We start from the raw sequence: 22,131 nt of genomic DNA on the forward strand, positions 1-22,131 counted from the left end.
CCGGACGGTTCAGCAGGCGATTGTTTCCACCTTCACAGACCAGGCAAGGGTCAGGTCACCCCGGTGAAGGAGCGGCGGGATGCCCAGTTCGCCGTTTCACCGAGCAGACGGCTTTCCGTCTGCAGCATGAGATGGGTGAAAGCCCGCTCCGACTTCGCGGCGGCGAACAGCGGCCGGATCTTCTGCAGATACTCCAGCATCTCCTGATAGGTGTGGGATCTCGCCTCCAGATCGAATGAAGCGGCGAGTGACAGCGCGCCAACCGCCAGGACGGGCAGCAGCACGGCGCAGATGCCCAGAACCCCGGAGGGCACCGCCCCCGGGTGGAACAACAGCTTGCCCGCTGTCGCGAGAAAGGCTGTCACCGTCGCGGCGTTGAAGATCCGGGACGCCCAGCGGAGCTTGTTCACCGCGTCCCTGTATTTGTGGCGGTAGTAGGCGATCTGGCCGTCCGGCCCATCCATGCGGGATTCCAGGTAGTGCCGCCGTTTCTCCTCCCATGGCTCCGGACTTCCCTTCGTGGATGCCAGATTCAGGACATTCACCGTCCGCAGGAGGGGCCGCAGCGTGGCGGGGAAGGGCAGCTTGAACAGGTGCTCCAGATGCACGTGCAGACCACGCAGGGAACTGACCGACCGGCTGATCTCCGCAGAGAGCCTGCAGACCGCCCATACCCGCACGATGTGTGAATGATGAAGAGCGAAATGAACGGAGAACCCCGCCAGCAGCAACAGCAGTTCCACTGACAGCAATAGATCGACCATGCCGTGTCCGCCCTCTCCACCTGACATTTTCAACGCCAGAAGCGCGAACAAGGTGGCGAGAAGATGGGCGCCGATCACCACGAATGCGGCCCGCTTGAAAACACTCTGACGCCAGTCCGCCGCCGCACTCCCCATGGTCTGGATCGCATCCAGATACTTTGCGGACGAAGCCGGCACGCCCGGTGATGGCGCGGACATATCCCCGGCAATGGTTGCCCCCTGCAGATCCTCCGGCAGTTCGGGCGGCGCCCAGTGGCCGGGCACGTGCCATTTCTCCATGATCTCCGGTCTGCCATCCACCTCATGGACCTGGATCTCCAGCACCGGCTTTCCGAGCGCCTTGCCATAGTCCAGAAGCTCGGACGTTCCACCCCGCTTGCCCTGCGCTCCGGCCCTGATCAGACAGACGATCACGTCACTCGCTTTCAGGATCTCCAGGTTCGTGTCCTCGAACCGGCAAATCCGGTCTTTGGAATGGCTCACCACCCTTTCGTGGATGATATGCGGACTGGCAAGCAGGCGCAGCGCCTCCGCCTTTCCATCATCCGGAAAGTCAGGGCTGCCATCACTTCCACGCGCCGACAGATACTCCTCGCGGGCCTGGGGTAGGAAGATCCTCTGGGATATGCCCAGCACGGCGCATGCCTCCGTGAACAACAGATCCGCCCCGATCGCCACCTGGGATATACCACACCCGAAATGATGGGCTTGCCACTTCAGCCGCCCGGGTAGTTCCGCAAGCAACGCGCGGAGCCGCTCACCGACCTCCCGGACATAGGCAGCCCTCTCGTCTCCGGAAAGGGCGGAATCCGCCTCCAGCAGCATCCTGGAACCTGCGAAACCGATGGAAACCACGACGGGAAGGCGTTGCGGGAGGGACGCTGGGGCGGACATACGGAGCGTGGTTGCTCTCTAACAAAGCCATCACACCAAGGAAAGATCCAAAACCCGGATCACATACCGCGATCCATCACCTTGTAGCAGATTCCGGAATGGGAATCCCCGATGAGGAGGTTCTTGGATCCGGGCAGGCTCCGGTGCCAATATCTCGACTGGATTCGTCTGGATCGATCTGAAATTCTCAAATGATCGGGGCAGAGTCGGTTGATGATATATTGCCACCGATGATCACCCGGGAATCCCGGGATAAGATCCTTACCCGAGCTTTCCAGGCAAGATACGAGACTCACCCGATCTTCGGCACCCACGATATACACCGTGACCTTGATTCCCGCTGCATCGACCGCACCTTCGACGGCGGATTCCACCACCCGATCCAAGCCTCTCCCGCAGCCCAGCGCCCTCCATTCATCAGAATCCTGATCTGATGGAGGGCGTTCATCAAAAAACTCCGAGTCACTGAAGGTCTCATCGTATGACCACAGTGAGTGGGCCACCCAAGTCACGGCGCATAGGACCACCGTGCAGATCATCACTTTCGTCATGCGAGCCATCCGGATCCGCAACTTACCAACAACCCGGCTCCACGCATCAAGGGTTTCATCCTTTGCCGAAGGCCACAACTTCCTCATTGGCGAGAATCAAACAGTCGTTCATCCTTCATCTCACAACCCATGAAAATCCTCGCCGCCCTTCCATTGCTGGCCACCTCCGTAATCGCAGCCGATCTTCCTCGGATCCCTTCGAAACCCATTGCGGAGAAAAAGGATCTCCTGATCTCCGAAGACTTCTCGAAGGCCGAACTCGCGAAGCCCTGGCACAAGGTCGTCGCAACCTTCACGGTTGAAGATGGGGCGCTCAAAGGAACCCAGACCCGCGACAAGCTCATCCCCGCCGCGGATGGCAAGCCGGAGGTGAAACCGCACGCCGCCGTCCACGGGCTGGAGATCCCCACGAAAGACAGTATCATCGAGGCGAGGATCAAGCTGGATGGAGCCAGCATGGTGGATGTGGAGTTCGATGACCGGGCCTACAAGGGTTCCCACTACGGCCACCTGGCACGCGCCCAGGTCCGGCTGGATGGCATCACCATCATGGACGAGCGGGACGGCAACCAGAACGAGGAGTTGAAACTGATGCGCAACGACCCGTCGAAGAAGGACGAGGTCAACAAGATCATCGCCGCCCATCAGGTGAAATTCCCGGCCAAGCTGGAAGCGGGAAAATGGTACAATCTCACCGTGGAAACGGTGGGCAGCGCGATGCGGGTATCCATCGATGGCAAGGGTGTGGCGTACTTCGAATCCCCCGGCATCGGGCATGAAACCAAGTCGAAGATCGAGTTCGGTGTGGCTGGCAAGGACGGCTACTTCGACGACGTGAAAGTGTGGAACGCCGAACCAATGAGGAAGAAGTGATCAGGCCTCTCCTCCTCTGCATTTCCACTGGCTTGCTGGCGGCTCTGCCACTGCGGGCTGCCCCGGATTCCTTCGCCTATGTCCTGCAGGCGGATTCCTTCGCCACGGACAAGGCAGCCGCCATCCGCCAACTGGAGACGTCCGGGCGGGACTGGATCGTCCTCGACAGCCGCTTCGACAATGAAACCGCCTGGGAACCCGCAGACCTCGGGGAGATCCGCGCGGGGAAAAAAGGAAGGAAAGTGATCGCCTACATTTCCATCGGGGAGGCGGAGGACTACCGATCCTATTGGGATGAAAAATGGAACCACGGAGCGAAGCCAGCATGGTTGCTGGGGGAAAATCCCCATTGGAAAGGCAACTTCCGCGTCGCATACTGGCATCCGGAGTGGCAGGCGATCATGCTCAAAGTTGTGGACGGGGCGATGGCCGCCGGCTTCGACGGCGTCTATCTCGACATCGTGGACGGCTTCGAGGCATTCGAAAAAGACGGCACTCGCTTCATCGATGACAGGCCGAACCCCGCCACCCGCCAGTCCTACCGCAGGGACATGGTGGACTGGGTGAAGCGGGTGGCGGCGCAGGCTAGGGCAAAGAATCCGGCCGCACTCGTCGTCCCGCAGAACGGTTCCCAGTTGCTCGCCCACCCTGACTTCGTCGCGACGATCAGTGGAGTCGGCATCGAGGATCTGTTCACGGAGGACGACCGCAAGCAACCGGCGAGCCACAGCGACTATGTGCTGGGCTTCCTCAAAGTGCTCCAGGAAACCGGCAAACCGGTCCTGGTGATCGAGTATCCTGAGAGGGAAAAATCGATGACCTTCGCCCGAGAGTCGAACCAGCGGGCGAGGTTCACCTGGCTCATCACCGACCGTGACCTGAAAACGCTGGGGACCTCCGGTCGCTGAGGGACCGCTCAGGCCTCCGGGCACGGGGTCCAGACACCGACCATCCAGCTCACGCCGAATTTGTCCTCCACCATGCCGAAGCGGGGTGACCAGAAGGTTTCCCCCAGCGGCATGTTGATCTTTCCGCCCTCTGACAGTGCGGCGAAGGCACGGTCCACCGCCGCTTCATCCGGCAGGGTGAGGGAAAGGGAAATGCCGCTGATTTTTTCCACATCGCCGCAGCCGTCGGACGCCATCAGGAGGGAATCCCCGATGCGGAAAGCCGCATGCATGATCTTTTTCCCATAGCCGTCCGGCAGCATTCCTTCCGGCGGAGGCTCCGGGCTTTCCTCGAAGCGCAGCATCGCCTGCACCTGCGCGCCAAGCTGTTCACGGTAAAATTCCACCGCTTCTTCACACCTGCCGCCGAACATCAAATAGGGTTGGATGATATGTTTGGATTCCGTAGTCATGGTTTCTGGAGGTTCGTTTCAATATCGCGACGAATGGGAATCCCGCCACAGGACATCTGTGACGGATTTTTTCCGCCCACTGCCGATGGAATTTTCTCTCGCCGCCGCCCCGTCCATCCCTGAAAAGGATGAACCGTTGGAAGTCCTCCAATGAAACCCATCCCCATCCTCCTTCTCGCGGCCGCCTTGCCGTGTTCCGCCCAGACAAACCACGCCCTCGGAAAGCCGGTGACCGCGGACTCCGTACGGGCGGGCTACCCTGCGGCCAATGCGGTGGACGGCGTCCTTGGCGATCCGTCCCGCTGGCTCGCGGATGCGGCGGCCGGAGGGCACTGGCTGGAAATCGATCTGGGGACCTCCACCACCTTAAGGCAGGCCCACATCTATTCAGGCTACCAGAACGAGGCGGGCAGCCCGATCAACTCATTTTCGCTGCAACGATGGAACGGCACGGCTTGGCAGCCCATTCCTGGTGCCGCCATCGAACCGAACCGCTCGATGGGGATCGTCTTCCAATTTGATGCTCCCGTCCTCACCACAAAGGTCCGCCTGGTGGTCGCGGATACCACCATCATCCGCGTGCGCGAAGTCGCGCTGTGGGAGAATCCCACGCCACTTTTCACCGGTATGACCGGGGATAACCTGCCCGTCTGGCACCCGACCTATGCCAATCTCGCGCTGGGAAAACCGGCGACCGCCCACGCTTCCGTGAATTCCGGTTCCGCCAATTTCGCCGTCGATGGCGAAGCAAGCGACAACTCGAGGCTCGTCGCCCAGCCTCCTTCCTCTCCCGCCGGTCCGCTGCATGTCGAAGTGGATCTCACGTTCCCCCTCACCGTGGCGGAGGCGCATGTCCACAGCGGTGCGGCCTCCGGTTCAGCGGATGCCGCCTTCCACCTGGAGTCCGAGCACGATGGCGTCTGGACCACCATCCCCGGCAGCGTCGTCACGGGAAACACCAACCAGGCCGTGAGGGTCACCTTCAACGCTCCGGTGACCACACGGCGCATCCGCTACGTCCCGGATGGACTGGGTGCCAGCGGCTTCTCCCGGCTACGGGAGCTGACGCTGTGGGAATCCACCCAGGTTCCCCTGAATCTCGGCCTGTTCGTCGGTGGTCCCACCGTGCTGAACCCGACAACGCCGGTCGCACTGAACCAGATCGGCTTCCAGAATGGCGCACCGAAGCGTTTCACCGCGATCAACTGCCCCGACGGGACGCCGTTCCATATCACCCTTTCCACTGCAGTGGAGCCTCTGTTTTCCGGCACCGTGCAGGGTAATCTGGGGGATCTCAGCGGATTCGAACCGTCCGCACCGGGTCCCTATGTGGTGCGGGTGGAACCGGCGGGAAATGCCCCCGGGACCAGTGATCCTTTCCTGATCCTGGACGACCTCATCGGCACGAAATACCTGCCTCCCGCCATCCACTTCATGAATGACGCACGGAGCGTCATCGGCACCCACCCGAGCGCGTTCGGAGGTGCGCCGTGGCGGGACGGAACCTATTATTCCTTTGAGATCCCTTCCCTCGTGCACCTGCTTCTCACCCGGCGGGACGTGGTGGTGGCACTTCCGCGTGAGATCGACTGGGAGGCGGAAAAGGCCACCATCCTGTCGCCTGCATTCGATGGCATCTACAAGGAACTGACGGCCAGCGCCGGATTTCTCCCGGCGATCCGCCGCTACTACCAGAACTACGACGCCCCCCGCAGCAATGCCCCGGACCTGGTGAAGATCCTCCACTTCGGCATGGGCGTGACGCTCGAACGCCCGGCGACGAAGGATTGGTCCGGCGACGAGCGTCCGGAGCAGATCCATTCCCAAACCGTGGAATGGGCGGCATGGATCCTCTACGCCTGGCCGGTCCTGCGTGAGTGGCTCCCCCAATCCTTTTACGACAAGGTCCGCGACTTCGCCTTCGCCGAGTGGGGGAAATCGTCCGGCATGGGCACCACCACCCGGGCGGATGACGACCCCTCGTCGCTGGAAATCGATCCCCTCTGGCACGCTTCCACGTATGGCACCGTGGACAAAAGCCCGTTCAAGGGCCGTCACGCTCCGGCCCACTCGATCTGGCCGAATCTCCTCATGTATCAGGTCGCCCTCAGGGAGGGACGCCCGGACGCCCCCATCTATCTGCAGGCCGCGAAAACCCAGACCCAATGGCTGATCGACAACCTCGACTGGAACGATCCGCGCACGACCAAGGGCCACCGCATGTCCGAAAACAAGACCATGCCGGGGCTCGTCTATTTTCTCCGGACTTATCCTACTGAAGCCCCCTCCGGCCTCGCCGCGAAGATCGAGCAATGGGCGGACATCATGATCGCCCGTTCCGCGAATGGATATGACTTCCGCCGCTATGACACCACCGATTGGTCGATCCCGGCGGCAAGCCAGAAATGGAACGAGCCGGGAAACCTCGCCGGCTTCCCCGCCTGCGCGCTCGCCGCCGCGTCCACGCTCGGTCATGCCCCGGCGAAGCAACAACGCCTCCGTCAGATTTCCTGGGCGGCCATCGACTGCCTCTTCGGCAGGAATCCACTCCGGGCCGCATCCCCCGGCAGACCGGTCACCCTCGCGGATGGCAAACCGGGAGGCTTTCCGGACGTGGAGCGCGGCTGGCCGCAGCTCTACACCGGGCAGGCCGCCTATCTGGAAAGCGCACGCGGTGCCCTCTGTTCCGGCCCCGGCAGCGAACATTTCCCCAACAACCCCGACGCCGCTCTCCGCCACCCGGAGCCATGGACCAACTTCAACGCCGCGTGGAACCTGTCCCTCGCCTACATGGCCGCGGACCTGGATGGCACGCAGGACACCCACCGTATCCCCCTTGCCTACACCGGCCCCGCCGACGGGGATCTGGACAACGACCGGATACCGGATCTGATCCACCACGCCTCCACCGGTCTTCACAGGACCTTCCAGGATCCGGTCCTCCTTACCGGCCCCACCCTGGAAGTACTCCACAACCTCCAGGCCTATGATGCGGAACTGACTGTGGAATGGACGACCTCCCTGCGCGCCGACGGCTGGCATCCCGCGACCTTCAGCGAGGCCGGGGACATCCCCCACAATGACGGCACGCTCACCCGCCGCTGGGATCTGCCCGCAGGAGAGCCGAAGCTTTTCTACCGCCTCAGGGCCACCCGCTGAGTCGGCCTTCACCCCATTTCGGGAAAAACCGGGAATGCGCGGGGTCCGAACGCGGTTAGGGTGGAATACCATGACCACTCGCAGGAAATTCCTCACCACAGCCATGCTCGCCTCCGCGGCGGCGACCGCAGGCTCCACCGCAGCGGAAAAGAAATCCCCGGACGGGAAGCACTACCGCACACCGGTGAAGATCGGTATGGGCGGCGTGGCGCTCGGCAACGGATTCGCCGTCACGCCGGATGCTCAGGCGGATGAAACGATGGCCGCCGCCTGGGAGGCGGGTGTACGCTTCTTCGACACCTCACCGTGGTATGGTCTGGGCCTCAGCGAGCGCCGATTCGGCCACTTCCTCGACGGACAGAAGAGAGACGAATTCGTGCTTTCCACGAAAATCGGCCGACTGATGACACCGGACGAGAAGTTCAAGCACGGGATGTGGAAAGGCCACTTGGGTTTCAACTACAAATACGACTACACCGCCGCCGGAACCCGCCGCTCGATTGAGGACAGCCTCCAGCGCATGGGTCTCTCCTCCATCGACATCGTCTTCATCCACGACCTTTCTCCGGACAATGGGGACATGAAGGAAAAGTGGACGGAATATTTCGACATCGCCGCCAAGGGGGCAATGCCGGAACTGACCAAGATGCGGGATGAGGGCATCATCAAGGCATGGGGCTTCGGCGTGAACCGCCCGCAACCGATCCTGAAGGCACTGGAAATTTCCGATCCGGACATCTTCTTGGCCGCCACCCAGTATTCGCTGATGAAGCACGAGGACGCGTTGGAAAACCTCTTTCCCGCCTGTGACAAGCACGGCGTCTCGCTGGTCATCGGCGCACCCCTCAACGCCGGATTCCTCGCCGGGCTGGACCGCTATGACTACGGCGGAACCATTCCCGAGGGCTTCAAGGAAACGCGGGAGAAAATGATGAAGATCGCGAAGAATTACGACACCGACCTGCGCACCGCCGCCCTCCAGTTCACCGCAGCCCCTTCCGTGGTCTCCGCCACCATCCCCGGCGCACGCACGCCGAAGCAGGTGGAGGAAAACATGGCGTCGATGAAAGCGAAGATCCCGCCGGAGTTCTGGGAAGCGCTGAAAAAGGAAAAGCTGATCTCCGCCAACGCGCCCGTCCCGGCGTGATCACTCCATCCTGCCCGGCGGACGGACACCTTCCCCGCGCGTGCCGGTGAGGGAGTCGCCCAGGTCCTTCCGTGCCTTTTCCGCGAGGGCGAGCAACCGCTCCACCAACTCCGGATTCCCGGCTGCCACATCCTTCTCCTCGCTGATGTCCGTGGCCACGTTATAGAGCTCAGGGCTGGTGATGTTCCGCTGTTCATACGGCACCGGCTTGCCGTCCCTGCCGCCCGGCTTTCCGCCGAGCGTGCGGTACTGGTGGGGCAGGTAGAGCTTCCAGTCCCCGCTCATCACGGCGTGCAGTTCGTTCTGCTTGTAGTAGAAGAAATAGGCGTCATGGGGACTCTTCGCCCCGGCCTTGCCGGTGAGCAGAGGAAGAACATCCATCCCGTCAATCTTCCGTGGGGGAAGTTCCGCCCCGACCAATCCGGCGATGGTGGGCAGCAGGTCAATGGTCATCATCGGCTCCCGACCCACCGTCCCCACCGGAATTTTCCCGGGATATCGGGCGATGAACGGCACCCGCACGCCCCCCTCCCACACCGTTCCTTTGCCTTCCCTCAGCGGCGTCGCCACTCCGGAATGATCGCCATAATTCAGCCACGGTCCGTTGTCCGAGGTGAAAATGACCAGCGTGTTCCCGTCCACTCCCGTTTCCTTCAACGCACCCATCACCTCCCCCACCGACCAGTCGATCTCTTCGATCACATCGGCATAGGCCCCTTCCGGTGACTTGCTCCGGCCACTGGTGAACAGGGGCACGTGCGGCATGCTGTGGGCGACATAGAGGAAAAACGGCTTCGCTTTGTTCCCGCGGATGAACTCCACCGCGCGCTCCGTGTACCAGGTGGTCAGTTGTTTCTGTTCCTCCGCCGTCACTTCCGGGATCTTCATGCCCCGGTCTTCCAACAACGGCAGCGGAGGAAATGCCGCCCTCCGCTTGTTCGCCTCCGGATGGAGCGGCCACATGTCGTTCGAATAGGGCAGCCCCAGATAATGATCGAAGCCTTGGTCCAGCGGCAACATCGGGGCGGCATCCCCCAAATGCCACTTGCCCACCGCAGCGGTCGCATATCCCTTCTGCTTCACCACCTCGGCAATGGTGGTTTCCTCCGGGTTCAGCCCGGTCTTCGCTTTCGGCCCCAGGGCTCCCTGGATTCCCACCCGGCTGGGATAGCATCCCGTCATCAGCGCCGCCCGCGATGCGGAGCAGACCGGTTGTGCCACATAAAAGCGTTCCGAGCGCAGGCCTTCGGCGGCGAGGCGGTTGAGGTTCGGCGTGCGGTTTTTCGTGGATCCATAGCAACCCAGATCCCCGTAGCCCATGTCGTCCGCGAAGATGATGACGACATTCGGCGGTGCTGCCTGCAGGGTACCAACCCACGGGAACAGAAGCAGCGACAGCAGGAGTTTTCCGGGTTTCATGGCTATCCGGATTGGACCGGATGCCCGGCCCCAAGGCAAGGAAGCCCTTCATATATCCTTCCTTTGCCTGTCTCCCGCTGATTGCATCCATGGCAATCGCAGCGGATTTCACGGCACTTTCCGCCGATCCGCCCCCATCAAACCCACCTGTTCCATGTTCGTCACACGCGCCATCACCGCGGTCGCAGCGCTCCTCTGCATCTTCCAGCCCGCCAACGCGCAGCCGAAACCACAGCCCCCCAACATCCTCGTCATCATCGCGGATGACTGCACGTACAGCGATCTTTCCTTCCACGGTGGCGAGAACTCCCGCACGCCCCATCTGGACCGCCTGGCAAGCCAAGGCATGGTCTTCGACCGCGCCTACCTCAGCATGGCCATGTGCGCCCCCAGCCGCTCCGAACTGTACACCGGACGGTTTCCGCTGCGTAACGGCTGCGCCTGGAACCACGCGCCCGCCCGCGAAGGCACCCGCAGCATCACCCACCACCTCGGAGAGCAGGGTTACCGCGTCGGCCTCGCGGGAAAAAGCCACGTGAATCCCGCGTCCGTCTTCGCCTTTGAAGACGTCCCTGGCTTCGATGGGAACTGCGTCCGCAACCCCACCCGGCCGCACGATCTCGCCGGCGTCCGGAGCTTCACCACGCGAAAGCCAGACCAACCCTTCTGCCTCGTCGTAGCCCTGACCGAACCGCATGTCCCGTGGGTGATGGGAGATGCTTCCGCCTACCCGCCCGCCTCCATCAAGCTGCCGCCCAACCTCGCGGACACGCCCCGCACGCGTGAGGCCTTTTCCAGCTACCTGGCGGAGATCACCTACATGGACGGCCAGGTCGGCGAACTGCTGCGCCTGCTGGATGATACCGGCCTCGAGGAAAACACGCTCGTCCTCTTCACCAGCGAGCAGGGCGCCCAGTTCCCGGGACACAAGTGGACGAACTGGGACAGCGGTCTCCACACCTCCCTCGTCGCCCGGCTCCCCGGCAGCATCGCCGCCGGAAGCCGCACTCCGGCCGTCGTCCAATATGCCGACGTCGTCCCCACCCTGATCGACCTCGCCGGAGCGAAGCCGGACAACGCCGCCTTCGATGGCACCAGCTTCCTCCCGGTTCTCAAGGGAACCGCCAACCGCCACCGCGACCGCGCCTACGGCCTCCACAACAACTACCCCGAAGGTCCACCCTACCCCATCCGCAGCATCACCGACGGCGACTGGCGTTACATCCGCAACCTCCGGCCGGACCGCACGTACATCGAGAAACACCTCATGGGCCTTGAGAACAACTACTGGGGATCCTGGCTTTCCCACAGCACGGAGCGTCCCGCCATCCTCCACCTCGTCGAGCGCTACCTGCACCGTCCCGCCGAGGAACTCTACCACACCGCCGCGGACCGTTTCGAACTCGCCAACCTCGCGGCCGACCCCGCCCACGCGGAAACCAAGGCCCGTCTCTCCGCCGCACTGGACCTCTCGATGGTCGACCAGCGCGATCCCGGTGCCTCGCTGGACACTCCGGAAGCCTTCAAGGCCGCCGAAAGCGGAAAGCCCGCCTTTCCCGGGAAGCCCTGAGCCGGCCCCATCAGCGCATCTCCCGCACCGGAGAATAGGCTTGAGAACCAACGGATTTCCCGATCCCATGTAGGAGCCATGTACCTGAAAAAACCCTCCCCCGCTTTTTTCCGATCCGGTTCCGGATGGTTCGCATCCTGCCTGCTCCTTGGCGCGGCGTCTTGGTGTGACGCCGCCATCATCGCGAGCTATGAATTCACCGGAGGGGTGCTCACTTCCTCCGATCTGGACGCGGATACCACGGCATCCGCCTTCACCGGCACGCCCGCACCGACCACGGCGGTGACCAACCGCCTGACGTACGCGGCCGCGAACGCACCCACGGCCTGGAGTACCTCGACCGGTTTCGCTTCATTCACCCTCACCCCCGGGTCTTCCCCCGTCAGCCTGGACAGCCTTTCCTTTGATTATGGCTTCAATAACATTGCCACGGGTGGAAATTACACCGTGCGTGTGTTCAGCAGCGTGACGGGCTTCACTGACCTCTCGCAGTCACTCTACACTTTCACCAATGACGACGGTTCGAATTCCGGCAACTACGCGGTGACCCCCACCAACCGGGTCATCACCCTCTCAAGCCTGCCGGCATTCCAGAATATCTCCACCCCGGTCGAGTTCCGCTTTTATTTCACTGATGGCCACACGGGAGCCACCCGTTACCACCTGCTGGACAACGTGACACTCAACGCCGTCCCGGAGGCGTCCCACGCACTGCTCTGCCTGACTGGAGCAGGGCTTCTCACGATCCGCCGCCGGAAGCACTGAGCCGGTCCACCGCCAGATCCTCGAATCCACAGAAAAGCTTCGACTCCACCGGCGGCTTCGCCGGAAGCGGCTCATCATTGTCCAGATGGGCGGTGCAGATCGCGGAAAACTCCTCCGGCGTCTTCGCCCGGCGGATCTGCTGCTCGAAGGTTTCATCCAGCCCGTGGCTGATGTACACCAGCGGCCGCTTCATCCGCTGGACGTGGCCCATGGGGTCAAAGCGGATCGATTCCCGAGCCATCTCGTCGTAAAGGTCCCGGATGTATTCCAGTAAGTCGCGACGGGTGGGGATCATCGGAGCCAGTCCATCGAACGCGGCGGCCAGTTGGCTGAAGATCCACGGATTCCGGATCGCGCCCCGTCCCACCATCAGTCCCGCGGCCTCTGTTTTCCGCAGGTAGGCCCGCCCCGTCTCCACATCCACCACGTTGCCGTTGGCGATCACCGGGCAGGTCATGGTGTCCACCGCCGCCCGCACGCAGTCCGGATGCACCGGCGTGGCATAGCGCTCACCCACGGTCCGGCCATGGATCGTCAGGCCATCAATCGCGTGGCGGCGGAAAATTTCGAGCAACGCCGGAAATTCCGAGGCGTCATGGTAGCCGACGCGCGTCTTCACGGTGAATCTTCCCGGAAACGTGTCACGCAGCGTCCCGATGATGCGGTCCACCATCTCCGGGTCCCGCAACAGCCCTCCCCCCGCATCCTTCCGGCACACGATGGGGGCCGGACAGCCCAGGTTGAGGTCGATCCCGGCGATGGGATGCCGCGCCAGCTCCCCCGCCGTCCTGACCAAAGCGGGAATGTCCCTCCCGATCATCTGGGCGAAGATCGGACGCCCGGTCTCGTTCTCGTCAATCGAGCGGAGGATGTAGCCGTTCAGCTTCGAGTCCGGGTGGACGCGGAAGTACTCCGTCACGAACCAGTCCGGGGCACCGCGCCGGGCCAGCACGCGCATGAAGGGCAGGTCGGTCACGTCCTGCATCGGGGCCAACACCAGGGCCGGCCTGCCGTTTGGTAGAAAGTCGATCATTTCCGGGCACATCCCGCCGCACGGGAATTGGATTGACTTTGCAGAATGCCCCGCAATCGTCGTGTTGAAATCAAACGACAACGGAGGTTCCAGTGGAAAGCGATTTATTGCATACGGAAAAAATTCTGGCTGATCGGAAGGTCTTCTTTCTCGATCTGAAACAGAACTCGCGGGGCATGGTCGTGAAGATCACCGAAGACGTGAGCGGGAATCGTGATACCATCATGGTGCCTGCCGAGATTCTCGGGGACTTCATCGCCGCTTTGACAGACATCAAGGCGACGGCCGACGACCACGAGTAAAGCCCCCGCCCCCCTCATCGGTGGCGCACGGGCAGCGGAGCCATCTCCCGACATCATGACTTCGACGCCTTCCGTCAACATCGCGCGCCTCACCTACCTGCTCATCTGCGAGGCCGGTGGCATCGCAGTGGCCATGAGCCTGAACGCCCCGCTGGGCTACGGCCTGGTCGGAGGTCTCCTCATCGCAGGGTTTTTCATCTGGGTGGAAACTCTGGTGAAGGGCTTCACCCTGCGGGGGTTTTCGACCGCCACCTTCGGCCTCGGCGTCGGCCTGCTCTGCGCCTGGCTGCTCACCCGCATCGACTTCACCACGCTGATCCAGACGATGATTCCGGACGATCCGGAACTCCCCCAGCAGCGGGATGCCTACATGGGGGCGCTGAAACTGGCCATCGACACCGTCCTCTACTCCAGTTTCGGTTTCCTCGGCGCGGTGCTGGCACTGCGGAGCAACCACGACGACTTTTCCTTCGTCATTCCGTATGTCCGCTTCCGGCAGGAAGCGACCACCGGCCAACCCGTCGTGCTGGACCAGGAAGTGGTGATCGACGGGCGTCTGCCCGGCATCATCCGTTCCGGCTTCCTTTCCGGCCGCCTGGTGGTGCCCCGGTTCGTGCTGGAGGAACTCCAGCAGATGTCCACCTCCAGCCAGAACGGCGCGCGGCTCCGCGGCCAGCGTGGACTGGATGCGCTTGAGGCCATGCAAAAGGCTCCGGACATCCAGATCACCCTCCACGAAAGCAGTGCCCGCAAGGACGAGAAACTCTCCAAGCTCCTGATCGAAACCACCCGGCTGCTGGGAGCCAGACTGATGACCGGGGATGAGAACCTCGGGAAGGTTGCCCGCCTCCAGGGGATCCAGGTCCTCAACATCGACGAGCTCGACCAAGCGCTCAAACCCCCCGCCGGCGTCGGCGACAAGGTGCGCATCACCCTTGTCCGCAGCGGCAAGGAAGACCACCAGGCCGTCGGCTACCTTCCGGACGGCACCATGATCGTGGTGAACCACGCCGTCGCAAAGATCGGCTCCGTGGTGGATGTCACAGTGGTCAGCACCTTGCAGACCAGCGCGGGCATGATGGTCTTCGCGGAACTGGCTCAGGCGTAGAAATAGACCTCCGCGCGCGGGTCGCGGAGCGAATCGACGAACCGTTCCCACTGGGCGATTTCCTCCACGGTTGGCCGTTCCGGTGATCCGCCCACTTCATTGGCGACGAGGAATTTCACCGGTACTGTGCTCCCCGCCGCTGTCCGGATCTGTGAGTGCAGCGCCGTCATCCTCGGCGGGGAAAGCGCCCAGCCCTCCGCCAGCAGGACCACCCCGGCAGGTGCCAGCGCCAGCGCGGCGGCGGCCTCTTTCTCCGCTCCGGGATCCAGCACCGCCGTGGTCTGCCAGGATGCCGGGTGCACCCTCAGCTTCTGCAGCAGGAACGGACGCATGATCTCCATCTGGAAGCCACTGCCCCCCACGTCCAGGACCAGCACGCCATCCAGAGGCTTCTCATCATTCTCCGCCCGGTCCACTCCGGCAAGGTCCCGCCACAGCGCGCGATGGTGCCTCGCCTGGAAGTCGATGGAGGCCAGCGCCCGGCGGGATGCAGTTGCCGCCGCCGCCCACAGCACCAGACGGGGGAGCAGTCCCCAGACCACGGTCGCCATCAGCAGGAACAACCACCACGCCGCAGGCCCCGGTGGCAGGCTCCCGGCAGCAGCCGGCAGCAGCCGGGTCGCGTCGATGGTCACGGCATCCGGCACGGCCGCCGGAAAAACCGCCACCCATGGCAGGGAAAGGAAATGCACGAAAGACACCAATGAAGCCCGCATCGCCTCCTCCGTCGTCGTTTCCCAATGGAAGCCGATGTTCTTGGTCAGCACGAATAGTCCGAGAACGCTGATGATCCCAACGTTGAACCAGACCCCGAACAACTGAGCGAACGAAGCCAGCCGCCACAACAGCGCAGCCTTGGGAAAAGGACCTCCATCCATGATCCGGCCCCACAGCCGGCCCTCGTGATCCTTCGTCAGCTTCCGCAGAAAACCGCCCATCGCCGCTTGGACGCCAGTGAATCCGCTGGCAGACCTGCGCCGGAAAAGCCACGCCGCCAGGGCAACCACCAGCACCAGCCACTGGCTCCCCAGCACCACGGCCAGATAATGGACCACGTTCATCCCGCCGATCTTTTGATCGACCAGAATACGCACCACGTTCGCGCCGATGCCCCAGCCCGTGAAAATCACAAATACCCGCAACGTTCTCTCCGCCGTCAGTACCGCCGGCCCGCCGGGGCTGCCCCCTTCGCCGCTTCGAGCCAGACGCGCAATCCGACACGACGCGCGTCCGCTCCATCCAGCCCGCGCGCGGCCTCCTTCACCTCTGATTTCACCGTCGGCGATGCCTTGAAGTCCGCATCAAGCGCCTGCTCGAAATCCATCAGATCTTCCAAAGTCCAGCGCGCCATCCACCACGGGTATAGTGAGGCCCGGGAATCGCCGCAAGACCGGACCGACACGCCCCCATACTCCCCCCCTGGAGGCAGACCATTGGAACCAAGCCTGTTGCAAGGATCCAGACTGTCTTGACCCCATCATCGGCGCCATTTATCATGAGCGAGTTACGATGATCCGACTGAGCGACAGACAACCCGTTGCCCAAGGCAAGCAACGCTTTGTCTTCATCCATCCGGACCATCCGGAACTCATCATCAAGGTGATCCGTCCGGATGCGGTGGACCGGGCCTGGGGGAGGTGGTACAAGATGCGCCGTTGCTACGGCCAATACCTCTCCTACATGCGGGAGATCGGCGAATATGTCGCCACCCACGCCCGGGATGGCTCCAGCCCGCCATTCGTCCAGCGGATCAAGGGCTTGGTTGATACGGACATGGGACTCGGTCTCGTTCTGGATGCGGTCCGCGGCGCGGACGGAGGACTTGCACCCTCGCTCCGGGCCATGCTCACGGACGGCACTTTCGACCGGGAGGCCGAACTCGCCCTCGAGGAGTTTTTCCGGAATCTCATGGCGTCCGACGTGATCGCCGCGGATCTGAACGGAGGAAACGTCGTCTACGCACAGGACGCGGGGACCGCCAGCCGGTTCGTGATGATCGACGGCCTTGGCCAGCACAACCTCATCCCGGTCAAACGATTTTCCCGGACGGTCAACCGTCGTGGCAAGCTCCGCCGTATCGACAAGCTGCGCCGTCAGATCGCCGCGGCCCGCGGCCGGCATCCGGTGTGCCAGCGCAACTCCCGGAGGGGGGCCAGATCACGGAGGCTTCTGCTGGCCGCAGGAACGGCACTCGCCGCCATGATGTTCGCCCTTTCCCTCCCGCCGGAAACGGCGGGCCATCCTGATGTGGAGGTTGGCAACGACTCGTCCACCCCGTCATTGGAGCATTTCAGCTCCGGGCTGGAAATGTCCGGCATCTCCATGGGCAGGGACTGGCAGGCAGGCTTCGCATCGGGCAATGGGAAACCCACCACACCCGGACGCCCCCCCGCAGTGATCAGCGGCAAAATGATCCCCGACGGGAAACCCCGGATCCGGCTGGCTCCGTGGCTGCAGTTGGTCCGCCCCACCTGGGATTCCGGAGATCCGATGTTGATCAATCCCTATGTGGATGATGAAGACGGGGAATTTGACGTGATCAGCTCGATCGATGACCTGGATCCGGTGATCCAGTGAGCGCCGCCACCGCGGATCACGCCTTTTTCTCGATCAGACGAAAACGGTCGTGGTAGTGGCCGCCGCTGAATTTCCGGCAGCAGTCGTAACACGCCACTGTCCTGCTGATCGGCTTCACCCGGTGGATGGTCGCGAAGCAATTCGGGCAGATGTAGGAATGGTTGCGCTTCATCCTCCGCCGCTTGAACGGCAGGTTGTGGAACGGCTGCTCGTTGGGAATCCCCAGATCCGCGCACGCTTCCTGCCATTCCCTGCCGTGTGGATCGATCCGCCGGCGGCCGCTCCTTTCGTAGGCAACGAGGTGGGCCAGCTCATGCTTCAGCGTGCGCCAGAGTTCCTCCGGCTCACATTCCTTCAGCTTCGGATTCAGCTCGATGGAACGGTGCGGCCACCAGGCGCGCCCGGCTGTCGTCTGCATGCGGCTGTTCCAGGAAACGCTGACCCTGCGGGCAAGCTCCGGAAGCGAGAGTGATCTGGAAGCCTCGACGCACCATGCGGTGAGGCCCTTGTCCTCGACCCCGCTTTTCGGCCTTATCTCGGCCACCGCAGGACGGAATCCGAACAGGGATGCCCATCGGAATTCGAGTTGCGGTTTCGCCCTTCCCATGGGTCCAACCGCTAACAAGAAATCCCCTCCAGCGCAACCGGAGACTGACACCGCTCAATCTTTCCTGCGGCGCAGGAACACGACACCCGCAAGCGGTGCCAGCAGGGCGAGGGCGGAAGGTTCCGGCACCGCCGTGAACTGAAGGTTGTCCAACCTCACGTTCTGTGGCTGCTCCATGGTTTTCTCCCCACCGTTGAAGATGAACTGGAGTTCGACGTAGCCTTGGCCCTCGATGGCATCCAACGCGGCCAGGTTCATGTTGAACTCGTAAAACCCGTTCGGGCTGATGGTCCAGTTCGGAGCGGCGATGCCACTGTCGGTCCAGGAGCCGGTATCCGACAGCCTGTAGTTGATCGAGGAGAAGCTCGTTGGCAAACCCACCTTGTTGTTCGGATCCCCCGCCGCTGAGCGGATGTCGAACCTCATCGACAGGTCGGACAACGACGTCATGTCCATCGTGACCGTAAAGCCGGCCCCGGTGAGATTCTTCTCCTGCGTCCCGCCACTATCCCAATAGGTGGCGTATCCACCCACATAGCTGGTTGAGGTCGTCGGCTCCGTGTATGCTTGGCCCGCTCCATGGCTGCCGAGGGTGGCGCCTCCCGTCCCTGCAAAGGCGCTGAACGTCGGCGCGGAGGCGAAACCGGAGTGGTAGGTGGCGTCGGGAACATAAACGTTCCCCGCGCCATTCTGGAACGACCAGTAGGCTGTCGCCGCGTGGCTGAGGCCGGTGGAACAGAGAAGGGTGGCCAGGGAGAGAAAATGCTTCATGGAGTATCGGATCAGTTTGATGTCGGTTCGTTTTGCTTTTGGAAATATTGGGGAAGTCCCGGATTTCAGCCCGCGCTGGGCGGATCCTCGCCGTGGATGGCGTGCGCGACGCTCATCCCCGGAGTATTGCCGGTGACTTTCATCACGATCTTCATGACCACGACGAAGAACACGGGCACCAGGAACACCGCCAGCACCGTTCCGGAGATCATGCCCCCGGCCACGCCGGTGCCGATCGCGTTCTGGCTGGCGGAACCCGCACCGGAGCTGATGACCAGCGGCACCACACCCAGCACGAATGCCATCGACGTCATGAGAATGGGGCGCAGACGGAGTTTCACCGCCTCCAGTGTCGCGTCGATGAGGCCCTTGCCCTCCTTCATCAGGTCGAGGGCGAACTCGATGATGAGGATCGCGTTCTTGGTCGAAAGGCCGACGGTCGTGAGCAGGCCCACCTTGAAATACACGTCGTTTTCCAGACCCCGCAAAGTGGCGGCACCCAGCGCGCCGATGATCCCCAGCGGCACGACCATCATGACCGCCGCAGGGATGGACCAGCTCTCATAGAGCGCGGCAAGGCAGAGGAACACCACCAGGATGGACACCGCATACAGGATGGGCGCCTGGTTTCCGGAAACCTTTTCCTCCAGGGATTGGCCGGACCATTCATAGCCCAGTCCCGGCGGAAGCTTCTTCGCCATCTCCTCCATCTGGTTCATCGCGTCGCCGGAACTGAGGCCCGCCGCCGCGCTTCCCACGATGTTCACCGCCGGCACCCCGTTGTAGCGCTGGAGCTGCGGGGAACCATAGGACCAGTCGATTTTCGTCACGGAGGAAAGCGGCACCATTCCGCCGTCCTTGTTCCGGACGAAGACCTTGCCGATGTCCTCCGGAGTCATCCGGAACTGCGCGTCGAGCATCACGATCACCCGCTGCACGCGCGGACCGTTCACGAAGTTGTTCACGTAGGCGGAGCCGAATGCGGTCTGCATCGTGGTATTGATGTCCGCAAGGGAGACTCCCAGAGCACTGGCCTTGTCCTGGTCCAGCTCGATCTTCATCTGCGCCACATCCGCCAGACCCTGCGGGCGGACCATCTGCAGTTTGTCGCTTCCCGCCGCCATGCCGAGAAGCTGGCCCTGTGCCTCCATCAGCTTTTCATGCCCCACTCCGCCGAGATCCTGCAGCCAGAAGTCGAACCCGGAGGAAGTTCCCAGTTCGGGAATCGCCGGTGGATTGAGCGGGAAAACGATGGCGTCCTTGATGCCGCCGAAGCCCGCCAGCGCGCGCTGGATGACCGCCTGCGCGCGATGGTCCTTGCCCGGACGTTCTTCCCATGGCTTCAGCCGGATGAACGCGAGGCCGGAGTTCTGCGCACGGCCCGCGAAGCTGAAGCCCGCCACCGTGAAGTAGTGTTCCACCTCCGGTTGCTTCGCCAGGTACTCCTCAGCCTGCCGCAGCACCTCCTGGGTGCGGGCGTCCGTCGCCCCCACCGGTAGCGTGAACAGGGTCAGGAAGTAGCCCTGGTCCTCTTCCGGAAGGAAGGAAGACGGCATCTTCTGGTAGAAATGCACCACGCCGAAGATCACCAGACCGAAGGCCAGCAGGCCGATGATGGTGTGCCGCACCAGGCCGCCCACCCACTTCTGGTAACGGTTGGTCGCACGGTCGAACGTGCGGTTGAACCAACCGAAAAATCCCTTCTTCTCATGGTGGTGGCCCGCCTCCACCTTCTTCAGCAGCGTGGCACAGAGTGCGGGGGTCAGGGTCAGGGCGAGGAAAATGGAGAACACCATGCAGGACACCATCGACATGGTGAACTGCTTGTAGATCGCACCCACGGAACCGCCGAAGAACGCCATCGGCAGGAACACAGCCGTCAGCACCAGCGTGATGCCGATCAGCGCGCCGGTGATCTGCCCCATCGCTTTCCGGGTGGCCTCCTTCGCAGGCAGGCCCTCCTCGGACATGATTCGTTCCACGTTCTCCACCACCACGATGGCGTCGTCCACCAGGATACCGATGGCCAGCACCATGCCGAACATGGTGAGCACGTTGATGGAGAAGCCGAAGGCCGCCATCAGCGCACAGGTGCCCAGCAGGGCAACCGGCACCACCAGGGTGGGGATGAGCGTCGCGCGGAAGTTCTGGAGGAACAGATACATCACCAGGAACACCAGGATGATCGCCTCGATGAGGGTCTTGATGACCTCCTTCACGGAAATTTTCACGAACGTGGAGGTATCCAGCGGGAAAACCACCTTCACCCCCGGCGGGAAGAACTCCGACAGGCGCTCGATCTCCGCACGGACCGCGTCCGCGGTATCCAGCGCGTTGGCGGTCGGGGAAAGCTTGATGGCGCCGGCGCCCGTCGGCTTGCCATCGATGTTCGCCTTGATGGTGTAGTCCTGGCCGCCCATCTCCACGCGGGCGACGTCCTTCAGATAGACCCGGGATCCGTCCGTGTTGACGCGAAGGACGATGTTCTTGAACTCATCCACCTCGCGCAGGGTCGCCCGTCCCTGGAGGATGACGTTGAGCTGCTGGCCCTCCACTGCGGGAAGCTGGCCGAGCTGGCCGACCGGCACCTGTGTGTTCTGGGCGGCCACGGCGGCATTCACGTCGCCGGGCGTCAGCTTGTAGCTGTTGAGCTTGTCCGGATCGAGCCAGATCCGCATCGCATACTGCGTGCCGAACTGGATGACCTCACCCACACCCTGCACCCGCCGGAGCGGGTCGAGCACGCTGGCGGCGAGGTAGTTGCCCAGGGCGATGGCATCCATGCTGCCGTCGTCCGTGGTGAGAGCGATGAACATCATGAAGTTCCGCGTCGCCTTGGCCACCACCACACCTTGCTGCTGCACGGTCTGCGGCAGGCTCGGCGTGGCGAGCTGCACCTTGTTCTGCACCTGCACCTGCGCGGTGTCCGGGTTCGTCCCCGGCTTGAAATACAACGTGATGGTCGCCACGCCGTTCGCGTCACTGGCGGACGTCATGTACATCAGATTGTCGATGCCGTTGAGCTGCTGCTCGATGACGGAGGTCACCGTGTCGCTCAGCGTTTCCGCGGAGGCACCGGCATAGTTCGCCGTGATGGAGATGGAGGGAGGCGCGACAGCGGGATACTGGGCGACGGGAAGCCGCGTGATCGAAATGATCCCGAGCAGCGAGATGAGGATGGACACGACCCACGCGAAAACGGGGCGGTCGATGAAGAAATGGGCCATGTGG

The 22,131-nt window shown here is 62.7% G+C and carries 19 protein-coding genes; 9 read left to right on the forward strand and 10 right to left on the reverse strand.

Going from position 1 to position 22,131, the window contains the following annotated elements; translation table 11 throughout:
- Positions 1 to 50 precede the first annotated feature (50 nt).
- Together OVA24_RS20465 and OVA24_RS20470 are read right to left on the reverse strand one after the other, a co-directional pair.
- Entirely contained in the window at positions 51 to 1,658 is a 1,608-nt protein-coding gene (locus OVA24_RS20465) for a hypothetical protein (RefSeq protein ID WP_267672025.1), read from the reverse strand.
- Between the two features lie 59 nt (positions 1,659 to 1,717).
- Entirely contained in the window at positions 1,718 to 2,296 is a 579-nt protein-coding gene (locus OVA24_RS20470) for a hypothetical protein (RefSeq protein WP_267672027.1), read from the reverse strand.
- A 42-nt stretch (positions 2,297 to 2,338) separates the two neighbouring features.
- Between OVA24_RS20470 and OVA24_RS20475 the strand changes: the two genes are divergently transcribed.
- Both OVA24_RS20475 and OVA24_RS20480 read left to right on the forward strand, forming a co-directional pair.
- Entirely contained in the window at positions 2,339 to 3,082 is a 744-nt protein-coding gene (locus OVA24_RS20475) for a hypothetical protein (RefSeq protein WP_267672029.1), read from the forward strand.
- The gene (locus tag OVA24_RS20480) at positions 3,079 to 3,990 is read left to right on the forward strand and encodes an MJ1477/TM1410 family putative glycoside hydrolase (RefSeq protein ID WP_267672030.1); all 912 of its coding nucleotides are present in this window, start codon (positions 3,079 to 3,081) and stop codon (positions 3,988 to 3,990) included. Before OVA24_RS20475 ends, OVA24_RS20480 begins: the two co-directional genes overlap by 4 nt.
- An 8-nt stretch (positions 3,991 to 3,998) precedes the next feature.
- Here the strand turns inward: OVA24_RS20480 and OVA24_RS20485 are convergent, their stop codons facing one another.
- A complete protein-coding gene (locus OVA24_RS20485) occupies positions 3,999 to 4,442 on the reverse strand; it encodes a VOC family protein (RefSeq protein ID WP_267672031.1) in 444 nt (147 codons plus the stop codon).
- A 150-nt stretch (positions 4,443 to 4,592) separates the two neighbouring features.
- Here OVA24_RS20485 and OVA24_RS20490 point away from each other — a divergent pair, with 150 nt between their 5' ends.
- Positions 4,593 to 7,601, forward strand: coding sequence for a discoidin domain-containing protein (locus tag OVA24_RS20490; RefSeq protein ID WP_267672032.1), 3,009 nt, complete (start codon positions 4,593 to 4,595; stop codon positions 7,599 to 7,601).
- A gap of 70 nt (positions 7,602 to 7,671) precedes the next feature.
- Positions 7,672 to 8,748 (forward strand): aldo/keto reductase, encoded by a 1,077-nt coding sequence (locus OVA24_RS20495; RefSeq protein ID WP_267672033.1) that lies wholly within the window; start codon positions 7,672 to 7,674, stop codon positions 8,746 to 8,748.
- On the opposite strand, the gene OVA24_RS20500 is transcribed toward OVA24_RS20495, so the two are convergent.
- The gene (locus OVA24_RS20500; RefSeq protein WP_267672034.1) at positions 8,749 to 10,167 is read right to left on the reverse strand and encodes a sulfatase family protein; all 1,419 of its coding nucleotides are present in this window, start codon (positions 10,165 to 10,167) and stop codon (positions 8,749 to 8,751) included.
- 154 nt (positions 10,168 to 10,321) lie between these two features.
- On the opposite strand from OVA24_RS20500, the gene OVA24_RS20505 reads away from it, so the two are divergent.
- Together OVA24_RS20505 and OVA24_RS20510 are read left to right on the forward strand one after the other, a co-directional pair.
- Positions 10,322 to 11,737 carry a sulfatase family protein gene (locus OVA24_RS20505; protein ID WP_267672035.1) on the forward strand — a complete coding sequence of 472 codons (1,416 nt, stop codon included), beginning with the start codon at positions 10,322 to 10,324 and terminating at the stop codon, positions 11,735 to 11,737.
- 78 nt (positions 11,738 to 11,815) lie between these two features.
- A complete protein-coding gene (locus tag OVA24_RS20510) occupies positions 11,816 to 12,502 on the forward strand; it encodes a hypothetical protein (RefSeq protein ID WP_267672036.1) in 687 nt (228 codons plus the stop codon).
- Here OVA24_RS20510 and OVA24_RS20515 read toward each other — a convergent pair.
- The gene (locus OVA24_RS20515; RefSeq protein WP_267672037.1) at positions 12,477 to 13,535 is read right to left on the reverse strand and encodes a tRNA dihydrouridine synthase; all 1,059 of its coding nucleotides are present in this window, start codon (positions 13,533 to 13,535) and stop codon (positions 12,477 to 12,479) included. The genes OVA24_RS20510 and OVA24_RS20515 overlap by 26 nt on opposite strands.
- 92 nt (positions 13,536 to 13,627) lie before the next feature.
- Here OVA24_RS20515 and OVA24_RS20520 point away from each other — a divergent pair, with 92 nt between their 5' ends.
- Positions 13,628 to 13,837: an RNA-binding protein gene (locus OVA24_RS20520; protein WP_267672038.1), complete on the forward strand. Its 210-nt coding sequence runs from the start codon at positions 13,628 to 13,630 to the stop codon at positions 13,835 to 13,837.
- 55 nt (positions 13,838 to 13,892) lie between these two features.
- A complete protein-coding gene (locus OVA24_RS20525) occupies positions 13,893 to 14,945 on the forward strand; it encodes a PIN/TRAM domain-containing protein (RefSeq protein WP_267672039.1) in 1,053 nt (350 codons plus the stop codon).
- On the opposite strand, the gene OVA24_RS20530 is transcribed toward OVA24_RS20525, so the two are convergent.
- Together OVA24_RS20530 and OVA24_RS20535 are read right to left on the reverse strand one after the other, a co-directional pair.
- Positions 14,936 to 16,075 (reverse strand): DUF2868 domain-containing protein, encoded by a 1,140-nt coding sequence (locus OVA24_RS20530; protein WP_267672040.1) that lies wholly within the window; start codon positions 16,073 to 16,075, stop codon positions 14,936 to 14,938. The genes OVA24_RS20525 and OVA24_RS20530 overlap by 10 nt on opposite strands.
- A gap of 26 nt (positions 16,076 to 16,101) precedes the next feature.
- Positions 16,102 to 16,296, reverse strand: coding sequence for a hypothetical protein (locus tag OVA24_RS20535; protein ID WP_267672041.1), 195 nt, complete (start codon positions 16,294 to 16,296; stop codon positions 16,102 to 16,104).
- A 158-nt stretch (positions 16,297 to 16,454) separates the two neighbouring features.
- Here OVA24_RS20535 and OVA24_RS20540 point away from each other — a divergent pair, with 158 nt between their 5' ends.
- Positions 16,455 to 17,522, forward strand: a complete 1,068-nt coding sequence (locus tag OVA24_RS20540) for a YrbL family protein (RefSeq protein WP_267672042.1) — start codon at positions 16,455 to 16,457, stop codon at positions 17,520 to 17,522.
- A 16-nt stretch (positions 17,523 to 17,538) separates the two neighbouring features.
- Here OVA24_RS20540 and OVA24_RS20545 read toward each other — a convergent pair whose 3' ends face one another.
- From OVA24_RS20545 to OVA24_RS20555, 3 genes are all read right to left on the reverse strand, one after another.
- The gene (locus OVA24_RS20545) at positions 17,539 to 18,066 is read right to left on the reverse strand and encodes a SprT family zinc-dependent metalloprotease (RefSeq protein ID WP_267672043.1); all 528 of its coding nucleotides are present in this window, start codon (positions 18,064 to 18,066) and stop codon (positions 17,539 to 17,541) included.
- Between the two features lie 117 nt (positions 18,067 to 18,183).
- Positions 18,184 to 18,900 carry a PEP-CTERM sorting domain-containing protein gene (locus tag OVA24_RS20550; protein WP_267672044.1) on the reverse strand — a complete coding sequence of 239 codons (717 nt, stop codon included), beginning with the start codon at positions 18,898 to 18,900 and terminating at the stop codon, positions 18,184 to 18,186.
- Positions 18,901 to 18,965: 65 nt separating this feature from the next.
- The gene (locus OVA24_RS20555) at positions 18,966 to 22,127 is read right to left on the reverse strand and encodes an efflux RND transporter permease subunit (protein WP_267672045.1); all 3,162 of its coding nucleotides are present in this window, start codon (positions 22,125 to 22,127) and stop codon (positions 18,966 to 18,968) included.
- Positions 22,128 to 22,131: the final 4 nt, after the last annotated feature.

This window comes from Luteolibacter sp. SL250 (assembly GCF_026625605.1).
In the GTDB taxonomy this organism is placed as follows: Bacteria; Verrucomicrobiota; Verrucomicrobiia; order Verrucomicrobiales; family Akkermansiaceae; genus Luteolibacter.

What these genes read in the sequence shown, in the direction of transcription:
- OVA24_RS20465 (WP_267672025.1), bottom strand. Translation starts at nt 1,658, where the DNA reads ATGTCCGCCCCAGCGTCCCTCCCGCAACGCCTTCCCGTCGTGGTTTCC.
- OVA24_RS20470 (WP_267672027.1), bottom strand. Translation starts at nt 2,296, where the DNA reads ATGAGGAAGTTGTGGCCTTCGGCAAAGGATGAAACCCTTGATGCGTGG.
- OVA24_RS20475 (WP_267672029.1), top strand. Translation starts at nt 2,339, where the DNA reads ATGAAAATCCTCGCCGCCCTTCCATTGCTGGCCACCTCCGTAATCGCA.
- OVA24_RS20485 (WP_267672031.1), bottom strand. Translation starts at nt 4,442, where the DNA reads ATGACTACGGAATCCAAACATATCATCCAACCCTATTTGATGTTCGGC.
- OVA24_RS20490 (WP_267672032.1), top strand. Translation starts at nt 4,593, where the DNA reads ATGAAACCCATCCCCATCCTCCTTCTCGCGGCCGCCTTGCCGTGTTCC.
- OVA24_RS20495 (WP_267672033.1), top strand. Translation starts at nt 7,672, where the DNA reads ATGACCACTCGCAGGAAATTCCTCACCACAGCCATGCTCGCCTCCGCG.
- OVA24_RS20500 (WP_267672034.1), bottom strand. Translation starts at nt 10,167, where the DNA reads ATGAAACCCGGAAAACTCCTGCTGTCGCTGCTTCTGTTCCCGTGGGTT.
- OVA24_RS20505 (WP_267672035.1), top strand. Translation starts at nt 10,322, where the DNA reads ATGTTCGTCACACGCGCCATCACCGCGGTCGCAGCGCTCCTCTGCATC.
- OVA24_RS20510 (WP_267672036.1), top strand. Translation starts at nt 11,816, where the DNA reads ATGTACCTGAAAAAACCCTCCCCCGCTTTTTTCCGATCCGGTTCCGGA.
- OVA24_RS20515 (WP_267672037.1), bottom strand. Translation starts at nt 13,535, where the DNA reads ATGATCGACTTTCTACCAAACGGCAGGCCGGCCCTGGTGTTGGCCCCG.
- OVA24_RS20525 (WP_267672039.1), top strand. Translation starts at nt 13,893, where the DNA reads ATGACTTCGACGCCTTCCGTCAACATCGCGCGCCTCACCTACCTGCTC.
- OVA24_RS20535 (WP_267672041.1), bottom strand. Translation starts at nt 16,296, where the DNA reads ATGGCGCGCTGGACTTTGGAAGATCTGATGGATTTCGAGCAGGCGCTT.
- OVA24_RS20540 (WP_267672042.1), top strand. Translation starts at nt 16,455, where the DNA reads ATGATCCGACTGAGCGACAGACAACCCGTTGCCCAAGGCAAGCAACGC.
- OVA24_RS20550 (WP_267672044.1), bottom strand. Translation starts at nt 18,900, where the DNA reads ATGAAGCATTTTCTCTCCCTGGCCACCCTTCTCTGTTCCACCGGCCTC.
- OVA24_RS20555 (WP_267672045.1), bottom strand. Translation starts at nt 22,127, where the DNA reads ATGGCCCATTTCTTCATCGACCGCCCCGTTTTCGCGTGGGTCGTGTCC.